Source organism: Parolsenella sp., from assembly GCF_982402205.1.
The window spans coordinates 1-3982 of the sequence record NZ_CEVYAT010000144.1; the positions used below are offsets into that span (position 1 = coordinate 1).

Here is a 3982-nt window from a genome sequence, read left to right on the forward strand (position 1 = left end):
GTCCCTATGCGATGGGCTAAAGTAAAGGGTCGTATGTGCAGCGTCCGCACCGCGGCGCCGCCTGGCAAAACAACACACGAGGGGAGCCACACCACATGGCAACCACTTCTCAGAAGGCAACGTTCAAGCGCGTCCACATCGTCGGCATCGGTGGCGCGGGCATGAGCGGCATCGCGCTCGTCCTGCACGAGCGCGGCATCGTCGTCACGGGCAGCGACCTCAAGAGCTCGCGTTACGTCCGCGAGCTCGAGGCCGCCGGCATCGAGGTCCACGTGGGCCATGACGCCGCCACCATCGACGCCGTGAAGCCCGACGTCGTGGTCATCTCCACCGCCATCCCCGAGTCCAACCCCGAGGTCATCCGCGCTCGCGAGCTGGGCATCGAAGTCTGGCCCCGCGCCAAGATGCTGCCTGCCCTCTCGGCCGGCCACACCACCGTCGCCGTCTCGGGCACCCACGGCAAGACCACCACATCGTCCATGGTCACCACGATGCTCGACCGCATGGGCCTCGACCCCTCCTTCCTCATCGGCGGCTTCGTCGAGGGCTACGACACCAATGCCCACTCCGGCAAGTCCGACTACTACGTCGCCGAGTCCGACGAGTCCGATGGCTCCTTCCTCTTCTTTGACCCCACGGTCGCCGTCGTCACCAACATCGAGGCCGATCACCTCGACCACTACGGCACGATCGAGAACCTCGAGCGCACCTTTGGCCAGTTCATGGACTCGGTGGGTGAGGACGGCCACGTCGTCGCCTGCGGCGAGTCCGAGCGCGTCCGCCGCGTGGCCGCCGGCTCAAGCGCCCACGTGGCCCTCTACGGCATGGTCGACGACCCTTGCGCTGCCGAGTTTGCCTACACCTGCACGCCGCAGCCCTCGCAGGGCATTGAGAGCCACCTCACGGTCCACACGCCCGAGCACGGCGACGTCCAGGTGACGATCAAGGCCAACCCCGGACGTCACAATATGCTCAACGCCACCGCCGCCATCGCCACGGCCGACGTCCTGGGCCTCGACGTCGATGCCGCCGCTGCGGCACTGTCGACCTTCCAGGGCGTCAAGCGCCGCTTCACCCACGTGGCTGACATCGACGGCATCACCGTGGTCGATGACTATGGCCACCACCCCACCGAGGTCGCCGCGACCCTGGCCGCCGCCAAGGGCCTCGACTTCAAGCGCGTGGTCGTGGTCTTCCAGCCGCACCGCTACAGCCGCACGCAGGCCCTCTCCGAGCAGTTCGGCTCCGCCTTTGACAACGCCGACGTCCTCTACGTCATGGACATCTTCTCGGCCGGCGAGATGCCCATCCCCGGCATCTCCGGCAAGACCGTGGCCTCCTCGGTCGAGAAGCATGGCAAGAACGTGCAGGCCAGCTACGTGCCCAACCGCCGCGAGCTCACGAGTCGCCTCGTCGCCGACGTGCGCGAGGGCGACCTGCTCGTGACCATGGGCGCCGGTGACGTCACCCTCGTGGGCCCGGCCTTCGTCGAGGCCAAGCGCGAGGCCGACGCCGCCGCGGGTGCAAGGGTCTAAGCGTGGGCCTCTACAACGCATACCTGGCGCTGTCGGGTGCCATCGACGCAGACATCTCCCGCGATGAGCGGATGAGCCATCGCACGAGCTACCGCATCGGCGGCCCCGCCGCGATGCTCGCCCAGGTCCACACCATCTCGGCGCTCACCCGCACCATCGACGTCCTCACCGCGCAGGGCGTCGACTGGGTCGTCGTGGGCAAGGGGTCCAACCTGCTCGTCGCGGACGAGGGCTTCGACGGCTGCGTCATCGTCCTGGGCCGCGACTTCTCGCACGTCGAGGCGTCCCGCGAGGGCGCCACGGTCTGCGCCGGCGCCGCGGTGCCCCTCTCCAAGGTGGTCACCACGGCTGCGAAGGCGTGCCTCACGGGTCTCGAGTTTGCCTGCGGCATCCCGGGCACCCTGGGCGGAGCCATCTCGATGGACGCGGGCACGCGCCGCGAGTGGATTGGCCAGCGAGTCGAGTCACTCGTGGTCTACCGCCCCGGCACGGGCCTCATGCGTCGCATGGGCTCCGAGGTCGAGTGGGGCTACCGCTGGTGCTCGCTGGGCCCCTCCGACATCGTGCTCGAGGCCACCCTTGCTCTCGCCCCGGGCGAGCGCGAGAAGATTGACGGGCTCATGGAGGCGCGCTTCTCGCAGAGGCGCTCCACCCAGCCCATGGGCAAGCCCAGCTGCGGCTCGGTCTTCCGCAATCCGGTGGGCCCCAAGGGCGCCGCGCGCCTCGTCGAGGACTGCGGCCTCAAGGGCTACGCCCACGGCGGCGCGCAGGTCTCGATGACGCACGCCAACTTCATCGTGAACAACGGCAACGCCACGGCCGCCGACGTCCTGGCCGTGATGCGCACCATGCATGACAGAGTGAGGGAGGCTACGGGTGTCGACCTCCAACCGGAAGTCAAGTTCCTCGGGCGCACGTCCTAGCGCGGTCCGCGGTACCTCTCCGCGTCCGAGCACCGGCCGCCCTAGCCGCCCCAACCGATCAGGCACGCGGCCGGGCGCAGTCGCCTCCCGCGGCGGTCGCCCCCTCGCTGGTGGAAGGCCCTCCGCGCGCCTGAGCGCGCGCCCGGCAGCCCGCCCCGCGCCCCGCGGCGCCTCGGCCCGTCCGGCCGGCGGCCTCAACCTCAAGCTCGAGCATGGCGGCCGCTCCAGCGCGCGGCAGCTCAAGATGCCCCTCGCGGGTGGCTCTGGCGGCGGCAGCGGAAGCGGCAACGGGGGCCGTCCCCCTCGTTCCGGCAAGCCCTCGGGCCCTCGCTCCAACCGCCCCGCGCCCTCGCCCTCGACCCGTCGCGCCGGCATCATCGCGGCCATCGTTGCCGCGGTGGCGGCCGTCATGGTCGTGGCGTTTCTCGTGCTGTCGCATATGCCGGTCTTTGTCATCACCGGCATCGACGCGCAGGCGAGCGAGCACGTGAGCGCGGACGCCCTCGCCAAGCTCGCCGCCGTCGACGAGGGGACCACCCTGCTCAACGTCGACGTGGCCCAGATCAGCGACAACGTGCGCAAGAACCCCTGGGTCAAGGGGGTCAACATCACCCGCGAGTTTCCCGACACCCTGGGGGTCTCGGTCGAGGAGCGTACCGTGAGCGCCGTCGTGGTCATCGGCTCAGGCACGAGCGTGTGGGCTCTGGGCGACGACGGCGCCTGGATCGAGCCGTTGTCGCTTGCCTCCGACGCCAGCACCGACGTCACCTCTGCGGCCCTCGCCAAGGCAGACGAACTGGGGTGCCTGCTCATTGCGAGCGTCCCCGCCACGGTCGACCCCGCGCAGGGCTCGCCCGCGACCGACGAGGTCATCCTCGATGTGTTGCAATACCAAGACGAGCTGCCCGACTCCCTCTCTGGGGAGGCGCAGGTCTACTACGCCTCGAGCGCGGGCTCCATCTCGATGGTGCTCAAGAGCGGCCTCGAGATCTCTCTGGGCGCCCCCAACGACGTCTCGGCCAAGGCCCAGGCGCTCTCGACCATCATGGGCCAGTACGGCGAGCAGCTCACCTACATCAACGTGCGCGTGCCAAGCAAGCCCAGCTACCGCAAGGTGGCGGACGGCACCACGCTGGGAGGGGCGGCCAAGGTCGTGGCCGACAACTCCGCCGCGGCTACCGCGCAGACCGCTGACGCCGCCGGCGGCGACGCCTCGAGCACGGACGGCGGCGACGACGGCGGGGGAGACGGCGGCGATGGCAGCGGCAACGATGCGCCTGGCTCCGCGGATTACTCCTCCGATGCCTCCGATAGCACCAGTGGCGGGCAATAATTGCGCATTTCGCGTGAAAGTACCCCCATTTTTTCTTGACGTACCCGCGCGGCATGTGCAAGTATGTGCCGCTTTAGTTCTTAGGTAGAGCTAAACCTGAGCTTGAGAGTTTGAGACTATGGCTAAAAACAGCAAGACCTCGGGCGCAACCGCCCCAGCAACGACACCTGCACGCAAGACCCGCACGCAAG

Annotated in this window: 3 protein-coding genes; all 3 read left to right on the top strand. The window is 68.9% G+C overall.

What is annotated here, in order from left to right; translation table 11 throughout:
* Positions 1–95 precede the first annotated feature (95 nt).
* Positions 96–1535, top strand: a complete 1440-nt coding sequence (gene murC / locus AC1VTH_RS07125; RefSeq protein ID WP_481335455.1) for a UDP-N-acetylmuramate--L-alanine ligase — start codon at positions 96–98, stop codon at positions 1533–1535.
* 2 nt (positions 1536–1537) lie between these two features.
* Complete coding sequence (murB, locus tag AC1VTH_RS07130; RefSeq protein ID WP_481335456.1) at positions 1538–2458, top strand: UDP-N-acetylmuramate dehydrogenase; 921 nt, start codon at positions 1538–1540, stop codon at positions 2456–2458.
* Positions 2459–2702: 244 nt separating this feature from the next.
* A complete protein-coding gene (locus AC1VTH_RS07135; protein ID WP_481335457.1) occupies positions 2703–3791 on the top strand; it encodes a cell division protein FtsQ/DivIB in 1089 nt (362 codons plus the stop codon).
* Positions 3792–3982 lie beyond the last annotated feature (191 nt).

Excerpts from the sequence above, each read along its gene's own strand:
- murC (WP_481335455.1), top strand. The coding sequence starts at position 96 with ATGGCAACCACTTCTCAGAAGGCAACGTTCAAGCGCGTCCACATCGTC.
- AC1VTH_RS07135 (WP_481335457.1), top strand. The coding sequence starts at position 2,703 with ATGCCCCTCGCGGGTGGCTCTGGCGGCGGCAGCGGAAGCGGCAACGGG.